The sequence below is a fragment of the Marinobacter fonticola genome (assembly GCF_008122265.1).
GTDB lineage: Bacteria > Pseudomonadota > Gammaproteobacteria > Pseudomonadales > Oleiphilaceae > Marinobacter_A > Marinobacter_A fonticola.
On sequence record NZ_CP043042.1, the window covers coordinates 1,209,006 to 1,223,123 of the forward strand.

The following is a 14,118-nucleotide window of genomic DNA, read 5'->3' on the forward strand; positions in this document are numbered from 1 at the left end:
TGAGCGGTGTCTAAAAGCCGCTCAGGGTTTCGTTTTCCCGCTCCCTCAACATCGCCTGCCACTCGGTTTCGTCGGCCCAGACCAGCAGCCGGTCGATGGCGGCCACCAGTGACCGGGCCAGGTCGTCTTGGTCATCGGTCTGTCGCTTCATAGCCGTTTCCAGTCGTTCCGAAAAGCTACGCAATTCCGGTACGCCGCAGTAACGTGTAGCCCCGTGCAGCTTGTGCACCCGTTCCAGCAGTTCGTTGTCGTCGCCGCTATCAAGCAGTGCGCGGATACCGTCCCGATCGAAAACGACCTGCTCAAGCAACATGCTAAACAGCTCTTCCGCCAGGTCGGTCTTGCCTGCGGCCAGCCGGATACCTTCGTCTACGTCTACACAGGGCAGTTGCTTTTCCCGGCTGGAAGGACGGATGCCGCGGGGTTGCGAGTCGCGCCGGGTGAGCGGTTCCGGCTGGCTGGAACCTTGGTACAGGTAGCCGGTATGGCGGTAAAGCGTATCCATGAGCTGTTGGCTACTGACAGGCTTGGCCAGGTAGCCGTCGAACCCTTGTCGCAATAGCCGGTCCTTTTCCTCGGAAAGCGCATGGGCGGTCAGGGCAATGATGGGCATAGGCTGGCTGCGTTCGTCGATGTGCCGAAGGCGTTCGGTGGTTTCCAGGCCGTCCATGCCCGGCATCTGCAAATCCATGAATACCAGGTCGAAACGGGTCTGGCGCGCCTTGCTGAGGGCCTCGAAGCCGCTGGCCGCACCTTCCGCATGGACCCGGCAGTCGGCCAGAAGGGTCAAGACCAATTTGAGATTGGCTTCGTTGTCGTCGACAGCGAGCACTCTTGGCGCCTCGCCGGTGCCTGGGCTCGCCATTCCAACGTCTTTCGGTGTTGGAGGTGTTTGGTCCCGCGCCGGTGAGCCATGAATCAGCATAAACAACTCATCGTAAAGCCGGTCGCGGCATACGGGCTTGCTGATGTGGCCACTGGCCAACCGAGTCAGGTGGCCCTCCTGGTCCTCCAGGGTCGGTGTCAGAATCAGGCTGCGGCAATCCCGCTCTACTTCCAGCGTATGGAATAGATCGCGATATTGACTGGAATGCAGTAAGTGACGGGTTACGCCGATCATAGCCACGGCGTAGCCGCGATTCTCGTACTGTGATTTTTCCACCCGCTCCATCAGGTCGGCGGGCGATTTGGCCTCATCGGCATCGATACCCCAGTCCCTTAACAGGTGCATCACGGACAGCGCCGTTGTTTTCTGCTGTTCCAGATAGATGATGCGTTCCTGCCGAAGACCATCCCGGGGCGCCGGAGGTTCGGCATTGCGGGCAACTTCCGTCGTCAGGGTGAACCAGAAAGTGGACCCCTTGCCCAACTCACTGTCCAGACCGATCTGGCCACCCATTTCTTCCACCAGGCGCTTGGAAATGACCAGACCCAGCCCGGTGCCGCCATACTGCCGGGCAGTGGACGCATCCGCCTGACTGAAAGCGTTGAACAGGGATTTTTGCTGGGCTCGCGACAAACCGACTCCGGAGTCGCTGATACTGAAGCGCAATACCACCCGATAGCCTTCGGCATCCTCTTCCTCAAGGCTGGCCCGAAGGACCACTTCGCCGGTCTGGGTGAACTTGATGGCATTGTTGACCAGATTGGTAATGACCTGCTTTACCCGCAACGGGTCGCCCATGATGGTGTCCGGCACGTCGCTGTAGATCATCGGTACCAGGTCCAGATTCTTGCTGTGGGCCGCCGGCGCGAGCATAACCATAACGTCCTCGACGGTATCGCGCAGGCTGAAGGGCACCCGGTCGAGCACCAGTTTGCCCGCCTCGATCTTGGAGAAGTCGAGGATGTCGTTGATGATGGTCAGCAGAATTTCAGATGACTTGCGGATGGTGTTGAGGTGGTCGCGCTGCTGCTGAGGGGCGGGCGTTTTCAGCAGTAGCTCGGTGAAGCCGATAATACCGTTGAGCGGCGTGCGGATTTCATGGGACATGTTGGCCAGGAATTCCGACTTGATGCGGCTGGCTTCCAAAGCCTCTTTGCGCGCCAGATCCAGCTCGATATTCTGGATCTCGATCGTTTCCAGGGTTTCCCGCAGATCTTCGGTAGCCTGGTCGATGTTCTGCTGCATTTCCGCCTGGGCTTCGCTGAGTTCCTGAGCCATAGCGTTCAGGCCGGATTCGAGTTGCTCGAATTCGGGGCCCGCGTTGGTATGGACCCGGGTGTCCAAACGGCCTTCCTTGAGCTTGGCCACCGCGCCGTTCAGCTCGAAGATGGGATCCGTCACGCTGCGGCTCATGCGCAAAGCGATCAGGACATTCATGGCGATGCCGCCCAGAATGAGCAGCAGGCTAATCAGCAGTGCCTTGTAACGTTCCTTGTCGGTGCGGAGGTGGGACATCTCCACAACGGCCCATCCAACAGGCTGTGCTGCGCCGGGTGCGCTCCGGCGCGATTCCAGTTCCAGCATACTCTCGACCATCAGGTCTTGCAGGAAGACCGGGGCTATAAAGATGGAATTGGTTTCGTTGGGCAGAACCAGCGCTTTGTTAGTGGTGAAATTCTGTTCGCCGATATCTTCAGACAGGCTGGGGCCGGTGTGGAGCAGGCGTTCGCCCCGGGCGTTGAAAAAGGTGATCGAGCGTACGTCCTGCTCTTCCAGCAGGGCGTTGGAGAGGTTGTTCAGCAAGCTGCGATTGCCAGTGAACATGCCATATTCGGAGGCCGCCGCAAGTTGGCGGGAGAGGGATTCGCCACGGTCGCGCAGTAGCTGCTCGATATTGCCTACCCAGCTCTGGGTGAAGAAAATCCCGAGGATGAGGGTCGTCAGTATGGTGGGCACCAACGTGACGAAAATGACTTTTTTGCGAATGCCCCAGCGTCGCATAGTGCGCTTCCTGATTCTGCCGCAGGCCCCGTCGCGGATCGTCGTTACCGAAGTTTACGAGGCGGCGTCCCGGATTCTTATTGGCGGGCCTCGCTGAAGCCGCCATACCATCAAATCGTGAACCCCGACAGAATCGGGTATACCGCGCAGACGCCTCGCGTTCTGGCCCCGAATATGGCGTAAAGGACTTATAATCCTTAGAACCAAGCCGCATTTGCGTAGCGATAAGCTTTATTGGGATCCCTGTTGCGATGCGCGTATGATGCGTCGTCAGAGTGTACCACAGCTCGGAAACGTGCCTGGACGATTCCCTTGGCATTTTCCGCAAAGCCCGCTGTCAGGAGTCTGCGTATCCATGCATTTTCCAACCATTGAAGATTATGTCGGCCATACTCCGCTGGTCCGTTTACAGCGCCTGCCTGGCGAGACCTCCAACGTGATACTGGCGAAGCTGGAGGGCAATAACCCGGCAGGTTCAGTCAAGGATCGGCCCGCGATCAGCATGATTCAGGAGGCCGAACGCCGTGGCGATATCAAGCCCGGAGATACGCTGATCGAGGCGACCAGCGGTAACACCGGTATTGCCTTGGCCATGGCGGCGGCGATAAAGGGCTATCGCATGGTGCTGATCATGCCGGCCAATATGAGCGAGGAGCGGCGCGCCTCCATGCGGGCCTACGGTGCCGAGATCGTGGCGGTGAGCAAGGAAGAGGGCATGGAAGGCGCCCGTGACCTTGCAGCCAAGATGCAACGGGAAGGCAAGGGCCTGCTCTTGGACCAGTTCGGGAATGGCGATAACCCACTGGCCCACTATCGCACCACCGGTCCGGAACTTTGGGAGCAGACCAGCGGTCGTATCACCCATTTCGTCAGTTCGATGGGGACCACCGGTACGATTATGGGGGTTTCCCGCTATCTGAAGGAGCGTAATCCGGGCATCCAAATCATTGGGCTGCAGCCGTCCGAAGGCTCGTCAATCCCGGGTATACGCCGCTGGCCCAAGGAATACTTGCCGAAAATCTACGATGAAGCACGTGTCGACCAGGTACTGGACGTTAACCAGCAGGAGGCCGAGGACACGATGCGGTCGCTCGCGCGGGAAGAAGGCATCTTCTGCGGCGTGTCGTCCGGCGGGGCCATCGCCGCCGCCTTACGGCTATCCGCCCAGGTTGAGAATGCGGTAATCGTCGCTATTATTTGTGATCGCGGCGACCGTTACCTGTCGACGGGGGTATTCCCCGGCGCCTGAACCGAGCGCGTGCGCTGCCGGAATACACCTTGACCGGAAATCCTGATGAGTAAGAGACGAAAAAGAAAAGCGCTGCCAACCGAACCGGTACGCTGTGAGATCGAGAAACTGAGCCACGATGGTCGGGGCATTAGCCACTGCGAAGGCAAGATCCAGTTCGTCGACGGCGCCTTGCCCGGTGAATCCGTCATGGCGAAGTACATCGGTAGTCGAAAGAGTTTCGATGAACTGCGTGCGACGGAGGTCCTGACGGCATCGGACGAGCGGGTATCGCCGCCTTGTGACTTTGCCGACCTGTGCGGCGGTTGTAGCCTCCAGCACATGACGCCGGATGCCCAGGTTGCGTTCAAAGAGAACACCCTGCGCGAGCACTTTGCCCATTTTGGGGGCATCGAGCCGGAGCAATGGGTGGCACCGATGCGCTCGCCGGGTCTAGCCTATCGGCGTAAGGCTCGCCTGGGCGTGCGTTTCGTGCCCAAGCGGGACTCGGTGCTGGTCGGCTTCCGGGAAAAGCGCAATAGCTTTCTCGCCGACATCGATCGCTGTGTGGTCATGGACCCTCGCGTTGGTGAGCGGATTACGGCTCTGCGCGAACTGCTGTATACGATGGACGCCTACCGTTCAATCGCCCAGGTCGAGGTGGCCTGTGGGGACGATGCGGTCGCCATGGTCTTCCGTAACATGGAAGACCTGTCCCCGGGCGATAGGGAAAAGCTGATCCAGTTTGGGCAGGCGCGTGATTTGCATATCTATCTGCAGCCTAAGGGGCCGGACACGGTTCACCGTATTTGGCCTGAGAGCGCCGGCCGCGCCAATGAGCGTCTAAGCTACCGGCTTGATGAATTCGACGTGACGCTACAGTTCCATCCTATGGATTTCACGCAGGTCAATGCCGAAATCAACCGGCCTATGGTCTCTCAGGCGCTGGAATGGCTGGAGCCGCAGGAAAACGAGCGGGTGCTGGATCTGTTTTGCGGCCTGGGCAATTTTACCTTGCCGCTTGCACGCCGGTCCGGGGCCGTGGTGGGCGTCGAAGGCGACGAGGCCATGGTGGTCCGCGGTCGCGAGAATGCGGAACTGAACGGTTTGAATAATGTCCGTTTCCACGGCGCCAACCTGCAGGGCGACTTCACATCGGAGTCCTGGGCCGCTGAAGGCTTCGATAAGATCCTGATCGATCCGCCGCGTTCTGGCGCCCAGGAAGTATGCGAATACCTGGCGGCCTTTGGCGCCCGCCGTATCGTTTATGTGTCGTGCAATCCGGCGACGCTGGCGCGGGATGCCGGCGTGTTGGTGGCCAAGGGCTATCGTCTGGTGAGGGCGGGCGTCATGGACATGTTCCCCCACACCACCCACGTGGAATCGATGGCTTTGTTTGAACGTCAATAGCCGGCGGCTGAGGCCTCTGGTTAAAGAGGAATTCCGACCACTATGGTGAAGGTTCGAGAAGATTACGCCGTGACCACGGACGGTCAGCTGGACATCGAGGGCTGGGTCAGGCAGATCCAGTCCAAGACCACACTTGAAGATGTCGACCAGTTCAGACAGGCCTGCGAGAGGGCCGCTATCATCGATCTTCAGGCGGTCAGGGAGGATCGGTTGTGGGCGCCCGGCGCCAGCAGTTTTCGCACCGGTATCGAAATGGCCCAAGTGCTCGCCGAGCTACACCTCGACCAGGTTTCGCTGGTCTCGGCCATCCTCTATCGAGCCGTCCGCGAAGAGCGCATCAGCTTCGAAGAGGTGCGTACGGAGTTTGGCGATGAAGTTGCCAAACTGATCGACGGTGTGCAACAGATGGCGGCGATTTCCTCGATTCACCATCCCCTCAAGGGCAATGTGCTCGGACAGAGCCAGGGCCAGCTCGACAATGTCCGCAAAATGCTGGTTACCATGATCGACGACGTCCGCGTCGCTCTGATCAAGCTTGCCGAGCGGACCTGTGCCATCAGGGCGGTCAAGAGTGCGCCGCCGGAAAAGCGTATGCGTGTGGCCCGCGAAGTCTTCGATATCTACGCGCCGCTGGCACACCGCCTGGGAATTGGACACATCAAGTGGGAGCTGGAGGATCTGTCTTTCCGCTACCTGCACGAGTCTGCCTATAAAAAAATCGCCAAGCTGCTCGACGAGAAACGTCTCGATCGAGACCAGTACGTCAAACGTGTGCTGGGCGCCCTCAAGACCGAGCTGGATGCGGCCGGCATCGAAGCGGATTTAGCCGGGCGAGCCAAGCACATCTATAGCATCTGGCGGAAGATGCGGCGTAAGGGGATTGATTTCTCACAGGTCTACGATGTGAGGGCGTTTCGAATTCTGGTGCCGACCGTGCGCGATTGCTATTCGGCGCTGGGCATCGTTCACAGCCTGTGGCGTCACATTCCCAACGAATTCGACGATTACATTGCCAGCCCCAAGGAAAATGGCTACCAATCTCTGCATACGGCGGTGATCGGTCCCGAGGGCAAGGTAATGGAGGTGCAGATCCGTACTCAATCCATGCACGAAGAAGCTGAGCTCGGCGTGTGCGCGCATTGGCTGTATAAAGGAACCGATACCGGCAACAAGTCAGTGGGTTACGAGGCCAAGATCAACTGGCTGCGCCAAGTGCTGGAGTGGCAGGAAGACCTGGGCGATTTGTCAGGGCTGGTGGATCAGCTCAAGGCGGATATCACGCCGGATCGAGTCTACGTGTTTACGCCGGAGGGTCACGTGGTGGACCTACCCCAGGGCGCGACGCCGGTGGACTTTGCCTATCGCGTACATACGGAAGTGGGGCACGCTTGCCGTGGGGCCAAGGTCAACGGACGCATCGTACCTCTGGTCTACCCCCTGAAAACCGGCGATCAGGTCCACGTCCTGACGTCGAATAACCCGGCGCCCAGCCGTGACTGGCTTAATTCCAGCCTGGGCTATATTCAGACCTCCCGGGCCCGGGCAAAGGTCACGCACTGGTTTAAGGAACAGAATCGCGACCGCAATATCGTTGACGGCAGAGCCATTCTGGAAGACGAATTCAAACGTCTGGCGATCTACGACGTGGACCTTAACGAGCTGGCGCGCAAGGTTAATCACCAACACGCGGAAGATATGTTCGCCGCGATCGGGGCCGGTGATCTGCGGCCCTCGCACGTCGCCCATCTTGCCCAGCAGTTGGTAGAACCTCAGACACGCCAGATGGATCTTAAGCTGCAAGGGTTGCGGGCTCAGCCTTACGACACCGAGAGCGATATTCAGATCCAAGGCGTGGGGAAGCTCAAGACACAGGTCGCGCAGTGCTGCAAGCCGCTTCCGGGGGATGCCATCTGCGGTTATATCACGGTAGGGCGAGGGGTCACGGTCCACCGCCAGGATTGCATGACGTTCTTGCACCTGCGGGAATACGAGCCCAACCGTATCATCGAGGTGAGTTGGGGCGGGCGCCAGGAATCGGTCTATCCGGTGGAGATCGAGATCGAAGCGTACGACCGCTCAGGCCTGCTGCGCGACATTACCACCGTGCTGGCATCGTCACGTTGTAACGTCTTGGCGCTAAACACGCTGACCAATCAGGACGAGAACTCCGCCACCATGAGGGTGACGGTGGAAATATCGAGCTTGGAACAGCTCGCTAAGCTTTTGTCCCAGATACGTAACCTGCCCAATATTCTGGAAGTCAGACGTAAGCGCAGCCAGTGAAGCGGCACCATCGTTCATAAGCAGAACCAGGGAGCTATCATGTCGGATACCTACACGATCGACGACCTGAAGTACCTCATGGCCCGCTTGCGGGATCCGGAAACGGGCTGCCCTTGGGACTGCAAGCAGGATTTTCGCAGCATTGTGCCCCATACCCTGGAAGAGGCGCATGAGGTCGCCGATGCTATCGAGCGGGAGGATTACGCTCACTTGAAAGACGAGCTGGGCGACCTGTTATTCCAGGTTATTTTCTATGGCCAGTTGGGTAGCGAGGGACAACACTTCGATTTCGGCGGCATCGTCGATCACTTGGTGCGCAAGTTGATTCGGCGCCATCCTCATGTGTTTCCGGCAGGAACCCTGGAGAGCAAGGTCGATCCGGATAGCCGTCCGACAGACGCTGAAATCAAAGTAAGCTGGGAGCGTATTAAGGCCGAAGAACGGGCAATGGCGTCGAACGCCGATAAAATTCGCCAGGACGAGAGCCGGCTTGATGGCATTGCGGGCTCGCTACCCGCCATGGTGCGCGCGGAAAAACTTCAGCGTCGGGCGGCGAGTCACGGCTTTGACTGGCCGACTATCGAGCCGGTATTCGACAAGCTTCACGAGGAAATCGATGAGCTTAAAGCGGCGTGGCGTCAAGCCGAACGAGACCCGGCGGATCGCGATGCCTTGGAAGACGAGCTGGGGGATCTTCTGTTTGTGTGCGTAAATCTGGCACGCTTTCTGAAAGTAAACCCGGAGCAGGCACTTCGGCGCACCAATCGGAAATTCGATGCACGGTTTCGGGCCATCGAGCGGGTGCTTGTATTACAAGGGCGCGATTTCGACGCCCAGTCCCTCGACCAGCTGGACGAGATATGGCAGTCGGTGAAGGGGGTTGAGAACACGCCAAGCGGAAATTAACGTCCTATTAAATCACCGTAAAATCCGCGCCGAAAAGCTTACCGATAGGTACAATCCGTAACGATATCACGCAGTAAGCGGAAGTTCGTTAAGCTACACTTTATTTAAGAATTCGTTACGTCAGCCGTGCTTTATGACTGACGCAATGCCCAAGATAGGGTAGTACTCAAGATAGGTAGTACGCTGTAAGGGTGCTCAAGGCATCTGTGCAGTCTTGATCGAGTAATCGAAGCGGGAGCGTTGAATCATGAAGATCAAGGATCTGGTGCGGTATTGGGACAAGCATGCGCGGGGGCGTCTGACCCGTGATGGCTATGAAGCAGCGTTGAACGAGCAGCATATGGCGCGGCTGGAAAAGTTAGCTGAATTATACCCGATGAAATCACCCCAGGATCTGATTCGCGATTTGGTTTCTGCCGCGTTGGATGAACTGGAAACCAGTTTTCCCTACGTGCAGGGCTCCAAAATCGTTGCCTTTGACGAGGATGGCTTCGAAATTTACGAGGACGCCGGCTTGACGCCCCGTTTCGTAAGCCTCAGCCAGAAGCACATGCAGCAACTCAAGGAACGACAGCTCGAATCCGCCGCCTGAGCGGGTCGGGTAGTCGTCTGCAATCGAACAGTCGTCTGCAATCGAAAGTCAGTCATAAGTGCTGACTATTCTCCGTGAACAGGTCGCGTTCCGAGCGACCTGTCATGCGATGCCCGCACCCTATTTTTTGACCGCTTCCAGCTTACCTTTCAACGGCGTTTGGCGCGTCAGGTCGTCCAGGGCGGCGCCGATCATGTCGTTCAGGATGTCCGTCTCGTTCCGATCCGGGTAAAGCTCGGCAAGGGCGGCGATGCGCGCTGCATCCTCCAGTGGTAGGCGCAAAGTATAGCTTTGCGGACGGTCGGACTCTTCTTTTTGGTTTTCCCAGTGTTTGGGCAGATCGGTCACTTTCATATCAATTCCTCGCGTTAACCGGCACTCGATTGCAGATTAGCCGACTTTCGATTCTGGGTGTTAGGCCTCTTCCAAATAAACACTTTTGCGATCGCAATTTCAATCGAAAGCCGTATGGCAGTATTTTAGCAGGGTGTGATGATGAGCCGGTAACGGCCTGTTATATTGGAAATCTCTCCAAGGAACCTTTGACATAAGGACGGTAGACCCTCATGACCGAATTGCATCCGCATCTGAGAGAAAATGTCAGGCTGCTGGGGGAACTTCTCGGCGAAAGCATTCGCCAGTACCCTGGCCAAGAGTGCTTCGACCTCATTGAGGAAGTGCGGGCTGCGGCAAAGGCGGATCGCCGCCAGGAAAGTGGATCCGGCCAGCGCTTGGTCAATTTGTTGAGCAAAATCAGCGACGATCAGCTTCTTCCGGTCACCCGGGCTTTCAGCCAGTTTCTTAATCTGGCCAATTTGGCGGAACAATATCATGGCATCCGGCGCAAGCAGGGCCATCATGCGGATGTGATGGTGGAATCCCTAAGCGACGTATTCGAACGGCTGCTGGCCAAGGACATTCCGCCGGACGAGCTGCACCGGCGCGTGACCGAGTTGGACATTGAGTTTGTCCTCACCGCACACCCCACCGAAGTCACCCGGCGCACTTTGATTCTCAAGTACGACGAGATCTCAAACTGTCTGGGTCAGCTTGATCACGATGATTTGTTGCCGGTCGAGCGGGATGAAATCGTTGCCCGCCTGCGTCAACTGATCGCGGAAGCATGGCACACCGACGAGATACGCTATCAGCGGCCAACAGCCGTCGACGAGGCGAAGTGGGGCTTTGCGGTAATTGAGAACAGTCTCTGGCAAGCCCTGCCCCGATTCTTGCGAGGGCTCGATCGATCCCTGGTAGAGGCTACCGGTAAAGGGCTGCCCATCGATGCGGTGCCCTTGCGCTTTGCGTCCTGGATGGGGGGAGATCGGGACGGCAATCCTAACGTAACCCACGAAGTTACCCGCGAAGTTCTCTGGCTCGGTCGCTGGATGGCAGCGGATCTTTACTTGCGGGATATTCAGACGTTACGGGCCGAGCTATCCATGTGGGAAGCCAGTGACGCTCTGTGGGCTGAAGCCGGCGATTCCCGGGAGCCTTACCGGTCTGTGTTGGGTCAGTTGCGTGAACGCCTGCTCAAAACCCGCGATTGGGCCGAGGCCTGTATCAATGGCGAGCCGGCCAATAGCAACGGTATTCTGTTCGAGAACGATGACCTGATCCGTCCGCTTCAGCTGTGCTATGACTCGCTCATCGAATGTGGATTGGATGGCATCGCTGACGGTTTGCTGCTCGACACCTTGCGTCGGGCGCATACGTTCGGCTTGCCGCTGGTTCGATTGGACATTCGCCAGGAAGCCAGCCGGCATGCCGAGGCGATCGGCGAAATCGTCGGGGAGCTGGGGCTGGGCGATTACTCGGCGTGGGATGAGAAAAGGCGTCAGGAGTTCCTCGTCAGCGAATTACGAGGCCGGCGGCCGTTGATCCCCCGCAACTTCTCGCCATCGGCTAACGTGCGCGAAGTGCTCGACACCTGCACTGTGATTGCCGGGCAGACTCCGGAATCCCTGGGCTCCTACGTGATTTCCATGGCCAGTCAGCCATCGGATGTGCTCAGCGTGATCGTATTGTTACGCGAAGCGGGTATGACCAACCCGATGCGCGTGGTGCCCCTGTTCGAGACGCTCGACGATCTCCGCGGCGCTCCGGACACCATGTCGGCCTTGTTTCAGGTGGATTGGTATCGCGACTACAGCGGTGGCCGGCAGGAAGTGATGATTGGCTATTCCGACTCGGCAAAGGATGCCGGTCAGCTCATGGCCGCATGGGCCCAGTACCAAGCGCAGGAACAAATTACCGCGGTAGCCAATCAATACGGCGTGCATCTCACCTTGTTCCACGGTCGTGGCGGTACGGTCGGACGTGGCGGTGGTCCCGCTAACCGGGCGATCCTGTCCCAGCCACCTGGGTCGGTAAATGGTAGCTTCCGCATTACCGAGCAGGGGGAGATGATTCGCTTTAAGTTTGGCTTGCCGCGATTGGCCGAACAGAGCCTCACGCTTTATGCGACGGCGGTGATCGAGGCGACCATGGCGCCACCGCCCGAGCCTCAGCACGAATGGCGCGAGATGATGGACTGGCTTACCGAGCGTTCGCTGAAGGCCTATCGCCACGTGGTGCGTGAAGACCCGGACTTCGTCACCTACTTCCGTCAGGCCACTCCCGAACAGGCTTTGGGCAAGTTGGCGCTGGGCAGCCGTCCGGCACGGCGCAAGGCCAGCGGCGGTGTCGAAAGCCTGCGGGCTATCCCCTGGATATTTGCCTGGACCCAGATGCGGATGATGCTGCCCAGCTGGCTAGGCAGCGACGTCGCCCTGAAGGCCGCTGCCGAAGCCGGTCATGTGCCGTTGCTGCGGGAAATGATGGCGCGCTGGCCGTTCTTCAAGACTTACGTCGATATGCTCGAAATGGTGTTGGCCAAGTCAGATCTGCGAATTGCCAATTACTACGAAAAGACATTGGTGGAACCCGACTTGCAACGCCTGGGCGAGGATCTACGCCAGCGCCTGGCCGGTTGTATCCAGCAGGTGAAAGACCTTAAGCAGCAGGACGAGCTGCTACTTGACGAGCCGGTGTTCGCCCACTCCCTGCGTGTGCGTAATCCGTATACCGATCCGCTGCACTACCTGCAGGCGGAGTTGCTGCGTCGTGACCGCGAGAGCGAGGGCCGCGGCGAGGTGCCGGAACTGGTTGAGCGGGCGCTCAAGGTGTCGATGGCGGGGATTGCTGCGGGCATGCGCAACACCGGCTAGCGCTTTTCCACGGTTAATGGCCTGCGCCTGGTAAATAATTTTGGGCGCCGTATCCGAAACACGGAAGAATCGGTTAGTCTGTGCTTTGAGTCTGCCCGGCAAGCGGGGAGGCTCTCGGTCTATAGAATGATAGAGGTAGTGTGCGTGGCGGTATCAGCCAAACTGGACGTTTTTCTCAACCGTAAGGGCGTCATCTACGAAACGATTCAGCACGATGAGATGCCAAGCTTTGACGCGGCGGTGTCCGGCGCTGGCATCGCTCAGGAAGACGTGCTCCGCGCCACGCTGCTGATCGACCTGAAAGGCGTTGTTATGGCCGTGCATGGCTACCATACGGCGGTTGATGTGGATGCCGTTTCGGACATGACGGGACGGCGTCTACAACTGCTGACGGCCCGCCAAGCGGATCGTATGTTCGACGACTGCGAGTCGGGTTTCCATCCGCCCGTAGGTGCCGCTTACGATGTGCCGGTGGTGGTGGACGAGCCTGTGCTGGCTATGACCCAGGCTTATATGGCGTCGGGCGCCAGCAACAGCTTTCTCCGGATGGACGGCCGAGCGTTGCGTCTGGCATTGGCCGGCGCGCGCAAAGCCCAGATTGGTATTGTTGACCAGGCCCACGATATCCAAGACGGCAACAACGGCGAAGTTACGCTGGAAGACGTCGCCCAACGGCTGCAGAAACTCTACCGTTTGCCGCCCATGCCGGCGTTGGCTTTGAAAATCCTTCGCCTTACCGCTAATCCGGAAGCAACGGCAAAAGAACTGGCTGATCTGATCGAATTCGACCCCAGCCTCACGGCGCAAGTCATGCGCTATGCCCGCTCGGCGCTGTTCAACTACCCGGGACAGATCAATTCCGTACAAGAAGCCGTTACGCGGGTACTGGGTTTTGACCGTGTCGCTCACGTCGCCATGGGGATTGCTTCGGTGAGGGCGTTCGATGTTCCTCGTGACGGCATGCTGGGTATGGATGCTTTCTGGCGCCATTCGCTGTACTGCGCTCATCTATGCCAGCAGATGGCCATGAAAATGGGTGCGGATAAAGGTCTGGCCTATCTATGCGGCCTGCTGCACAACTTTGGGTTATTGCTGATAGGCCACCTGTTTGCTGACGAGTTCGATCAGCTCAATCGCCTGCGTGAGGCCAATCCCGAGCAAAGTATGCGCGCGTTGGAACGGCAGGTGTTCGGCGGCAGCCAGGAATTTATTGCCGTCGGCCATGGGCCCATTGGTGGCATTCTCCATCGTCTCTGGCAATTGCCCGACGCGGTCGTCAAGAGCGCCGGCGTACACCAGCATCCGGACTATGAAGGCGAACACGCCACCTACGTTCACATGGTGCAGCTCGCCAACGGCCTGTTGAAGAAAAAGGGAATTGGCGACGAGTTCAACCCCGACGATACGGCAGCTCTCGCGGAGTCTTTGGGGCTCACCGAATCCGATGTCGATACCCTCGTCAAAACAACCGATGCGGTGGCCGAGGAACTCGACGACCTTGCCCGCTCCTTGGCGGCCTGACCCATCCTGATACCTTCGTACCCTTTCTATGCCCGTTCTGACTTCGTATAATGCCCGAGCCTTCGAATAGCTTGGGTCGATC

The 14,118-nt window shown here is 58.4% G+C and carries 9 protein-coding genes; 7 read left to right on the forward strand and 2 right to left on the reverse strand.

Translation table 11 applies throughout. The features are described 5' to 3' along the window. Positions 1-10: 10 nt before the first annotated feature. Positions 11-2,887: a response regulator gene (locus tag FXO11_RS05425; RefSeq protein ID WP_148861945.1), complete on the reverse strand. Its 2,877-nt coding sequence runs from the start codon at positions 2,885-2,887 to the stop codon at positions 11-13. Positions 2,888-3,242: 355 nt separating this feature from the next. Here FXO11_RS05425 and cysM point away from each other — a divergent pair, with 355 nt between their 5' ends. From cysM to FXO11_RS05450, 5 genes are all read left to right on the forward strand, one after another. Beyond that, on the forward strand, positions 3,243-4,136 hold the full coding sequence (gene cysM, locus FXO11_RS05430; RefSeq protein ID WP_148861946.1) for a cysteine synthase CysM: 894 nt from the start codon (positions 3,243-3,245) through the stop codon (positions 4,134-4,136). A 45-nt stretch (positions 4,137-4,181) separates the two neighbouring features. Beyond that, the gene (gene rlmD, locus FXO11_RS05435; RefSeq protein ID WP_148861947.1) at positions 4,182-5,525 is read left to right on the forward strand and encodes a 23S rRNA (uracil(1939)-C(5))-methyltransferase RlmD; all 1,344 of its coding nucleotides are present in this window, start codon (positions 4,182-4,184) and stop codon (positions 5,523-5,525) included. Positions 5,526-5,567: 42 nt separating this feature from the next. Continuing rightward, entirely contained in the window at positions 5,568-7,808 is a 2,241-nt protein-coding gene (relA, locus tag FXO11_RS05440; protein ID WP_148861949.1) for a GTP diphosphokinase, read from the forward strand. Positions 7,809-7,847: 39 nt separating this feature from the next. Next, positions 7,848-8,714 (forward strand): nucleoside triphosphate pyrophosphohydrolase, encoded by an 867-nt coding sequence (gene mazG, locus FXO11_RS05445; RefSeq protein WP_148861950.1) that lies wholly within the window; start codon positions 7,848-7,850, stop codon positions 8,712-8,714. 247 nt (positions 8,715-8,961) lie between these two features. After that, positions 8,962-9,306 (forward strand): pilin assembly protein, encoded by a 345-nt coding sequence (locus FXO11_RS05450; protein ID WP_148861952.1) that lies wholly within the window; start codon positions 8,962-8,964, stop codon positions 9,304-9,306. A gap of 120 nt (positions 9,307-9,426) precedes the next feature. On the opposite strand, the gene FXO11_RS05455 is transcribed toward FXO11_RS05450, so the two are convergent. Continuing rightward, the gene (locus tag FXO11_RS05455; RefSeq protein WP_148861954.1) at positions 9,427-9,660 is read right to left on the reverse strand and encodes a hypothetical protein; all 234 of its coding nucleotides are present in this window, start codon (positions 9,658-9,660) and stop codon (positions 9,427-9,429) included. Between the two features lie 212 nt (positions 9,661-9,872). On the opposite strand from FXO11_RS05455, the gene ppc reads away from it, so the two are divergent. Continuing rightward, positions 9,873-12,515 (forward strand): phosphoenolpyruvate carboxylase, encoded by a 2,643-nt coding sequence (gene ppc, locus FXO11_RS05460; RefSeq protein ID WP_148861956.1) that lies wholly within the window; start codon positions 9,873-9,875, stop codon positions 12,513-12,515. A gap of 144 nt (positions 12,516-12,659) precedes the next feature. After that, positions 12,660-14,036 carry an aminoacyl-tRNA deacylase and HDOD domain-containing protein gene (locus FXO11_RS05465; protein ID WP_148861958.1) on the forward strand — a complete coding sequence of 459 codons (1,377 nt, stop codon included), beginning with the start codon at positions 12,660-12,662 and terminating at the stop codon, positions 14,034-14,036. Positions 14,037-14,118: the final 82 nt, after the last annotated feature.

Excerpts from the sequence above, each read along its gene's own strand:
- FXO11_RS05425 (WP_148861945.1), bottom strand. The coding sequence starts at position 2,887 with ATGCGACGCTGGGGCATTCGCAAAAAAGTCATTTTCGTCACGTTGGTG.
- cysM (WP_148861946.1), top strand. The coding sequence starts at position 3,243 with ATGCATTTTCCAACCATTGAAGATTATGTCGGCCATACTCCGCTGGTC.
- rlmD (WP_148861947.1), top strand. The coding sequence starts at position 4,182 with ATGAGTAAGAGACGAAAAAGAAAAGCGCTGCCAACCGAACCGGTACGC.
- relA (WP_148861949.1), top strand. The coding sequence starts at position 5,568 with ATGGTGAAGGTTCGAGAAGATTACGCCGTGACCACGGACGGTCAGCTG.
- mazG (WP_148861950.1), top strand. The coding sequence starts at position 7,848 with ATGTCGGATACCTACACGATCGACGACCTGAAGTACCTCATGGCCCGC.
- FXO11_RS05450 (WP_148861952.1), top strand. The coding sequence starts at position 8,962 with ATGAAGATCAAGGATCTGGTGCGGTATTGGGACAAGCATGCGCGGGGG.
- FXO11_RS05455 (WP_148861954.1), bottom strand. The coding sequence starts at position 9,660 with ATGAAAGTGACCGATCTGCCCAAACACTGGGAAAACCAAAAAGAAGAG.
- ppc (WP_148861956.1), top strand. The coding sequence starts at position 9,873 with ATGACCGAATTGCATCCGCATCTGAGAGAAAATGTCAGGCTGCTGGGG.